Source organism: Mesorhizobium kamtschaticum, assembly GCF_056174585.1.
Genome location: NZ_CM149691.1, coordinates 2,092,501 through 2,095,000 on the forward strand (window position 1 = coordinate 2,092,501; position 2,500 = coordinate 2,095,000).

At 56.8% G+C, this 2,500-nt stretch carries 1 protein-coding gene, 1 tRNA gene and 2 rRNA genes (2 of these 4 running past the window's edge); all 4 read left to right on the forward strand.

The window, feature by feature from the left end:
* Positions 1 to 1,136 (forward strand): 23S ribosomal RNA (locus AC0V7N_RS10300); it begins 1,664 nt to the left of the window's first position.
* Positions 1,137 to 1,410: 274 nt separating this feature from the next.
* Positions 1,411 to 1,525: ribosomal RNA gene (rrf, locus tag AC0V7N_RS10305) — 5S ribosomal RNA — on the forward strand.
* Between the two features lie 217 nt (positions 1,526 to 1,742).
* Positions 1,743 to 1,819: transfer RNA gene (locus AC0V7N_RS10310), tRNA-Met, on the forward strand.
* A gap of 615 nt (positions 1,820 to 2,434) precedes the next feature.
* Positions 2,435 to 2,500, forward strand: partial view of a type II toxin-antitoxin system ParD family antitoxin gene (locus AC0V7N_RS10315; protein WP_475457076.1) — the start only. 201 nt of this gene lie beyond the right edge of the window; the window shows 66 of its 267 coding nt (coding positions 1-66); the start codon lies at positions 2,435 to 2,437; its stop codon lies off the right edge, out of view.

Here is a 2,500-nt window from a genome sequence, read left to right on the forward strand (position 1 = left end):
AGAGGAGGGTGGCACAGACCAGGGGGTAGCGACTGTTTATCAAAAACACAGGGCTCTGCGAAGTCGCAAGACGACGTATAGGGTCTGACGCCTGCCCGGTGCTGGAAGGTTAAGAGGAGGGGTGCAAGCTCTGAATCGAAGCCCCAGTAAACGGCGGCCGTAACTATAACGGTCCTAAGGTAGCGAAATTCCTTGTCGGGTAAGTTCCGACCTGCACGAATGGCGTAACGACTTCCCCGCTGTCTCCAGCATAGACTCAGTGAAATTGAATTCCCCGTGAAGATGCGGGGTTCCTGCGGTTAGACGGAAAGACCCCGTGCACCTTTACTATAGCTTTACATTGGCATTCGTAGTGGCATGTGTAGGATAGGTGGTAGGCTTTGAAACCTGGGCGCCAGCTCAGGTGGAGCCACCCTTGAAATACCACCCTTATTACTATGGATGTCTAACCGCGGCCCGTTATCCGGGTCCGGGACAATGTATGGTGGGTAGTTTGACTGGGGCGGTCGCCTCCTAAAGAGTAACGGAGGCGCGCGATGGTGGGCTCAGAACGGTCGGAAATCGTTCGCTGAGTGCAATGGCATAAGCCTGCCTGACTGCGAGACTGACAAGTCGAGCAGAGACGAAAGTCGGTCATAGTGATCCGGTGGTCCCGCGTGGAAGGGCCATCGCTCAACGGATAAAAGGTACGCCGGGGATAACAGGCTGATGACCCCCAAGAGTCCATATCGACGGGGTTGTTTGGCACCTCGATGTCGACTCATCGCATCCTGGGGCTGGAGCAGGTCCCAAGGGTATGGCTGTTCGCCATTTAAAGCGGTACGTGAGTTGGGTTCAGAACGTCGTGAGACAGTTCGGTCCCTATCTGCCGTGGGTGTAGGAATATTGAAAGGATCTGTCCCTAGTACGAGAGGACCGGGATGGACGGATCTCTGGTGGACCTGTTGTGGCGCCAGCCGCATAGCAGGGTAGCTATATCCGGACGGGATAACCGCTGAAGGCATCTAAGCGGGAAACCCACCTTAAAACGAGTATTCCCTGAGAACCGTGGAAGACGACCACGTTGATAGGCCGGGTGTGGAAGAGCGGCAACGCTTGAAGCTTACCGGTACTAATAGTTCGATCGGCTTGATCGTTCTCATTCCTTATGCCCATCGTGAAACACGATGGTCTTACCAGCGCTCACGCATGAGCGGCCCTAACGGGCCTATGCTCCGCGAGGGCGCCGGAAAACCGGCGACGCGCAGTCGCGCTTGCGGGCTTACGCCCGGGGCGCCTTGCAATGAACGTCGCCATTGGCACGGAAAGACGGGCAAACGGCACAAGCCAATAGCGAGCGGCTATCCCTACTCACTATTCCCTACTGCCTAACCCCTAACCCAGCTTCTCGAACAACGTGCGTTTTGCCGACCTGGTGGTTATGGCGGAGCGGCTGCACCCGATCCCATTCCGAACTCGGCCGTGAAACGCTCCAGCGCTGATGGTACTTCGTCTCAAGACGCGGGAGAGTAGGTCGCTGCCAGGTCTGCTAAATGCACGTTGAACTCACATCCAAGCGGATGTCAGTGAAATCTTCTCTCTACGAACAAGGCCCGCCAAGGGACCACGGGCCGCGTAAGCGGCCCTTTCATTTGGTGAGCCATCTACCTATTTGTAGGCCAGCCTATTCGTAGGCTTGGGCTTACGTCCTAAGCAAGCAAACGCTTGCTCAGTTCGGCAAGCAAACGCTTGCCTAGAGGTGGCGCGGGGTGGAGCAGCCCGGTAGCTCGTCAGGCTCATAACCTGAAGGTCACAGGTTCAAATCCTGTCCCCGCAACCAACATCAAATACGGCCCGCTTCAAGCGGGCCGTTTTGTATCTAGCCGTCACGGCTGATCTTAACCCTCAGCAGCAGCCCGCAAGCAGGCCAAGCCGACGCCGTGGGACAGATAAGTCAAAGCCTCTCCACAAAGACAAACAGCAAAACGGCCCGCCAGGCGCATACCCGGCCGGCCGTTTTGCTATGGCAACCACGCTCGCCACAAAGCTGACCTGGCTCAGAGGCCCTAAGCAGCCAAAGCCAAAGCCGCGGTGGACAAATTCAGCCTTTCCCAGAACCGAACCAATTAGCGAAAGCCGAATCGGAGCGGCGACCCGCACCCAAATGCGAAATGAATTTAGCTGGCGATGTTCTTTCCCAGCCGGCTTCAGTGCCCGCCGTCTCGCAGGGGTGACGAGCGCGGATCGCAGCTATCGATTGCGGGATCGATTCTCGATCGCGCCAGCGTCTTCAGGCTGAGGCGATATCTCAGCTAAGCCGAATCGGGCGGTTCGAGCCGGTCTGCGAGACAATCCGAATCAAGGGCAGAGCGCAGCCGAATCGGCCAATGTTGGCAATAGCTGACATCTATTGCTATGCTCTTCCCATGACCGCATATTCTTCCCAGAGGTTGCCATGCCCAACTACGCTCTGAACGACCATTATGAGAGCTTCATCAGGAAGCAGCTCGAATCAGGCCGC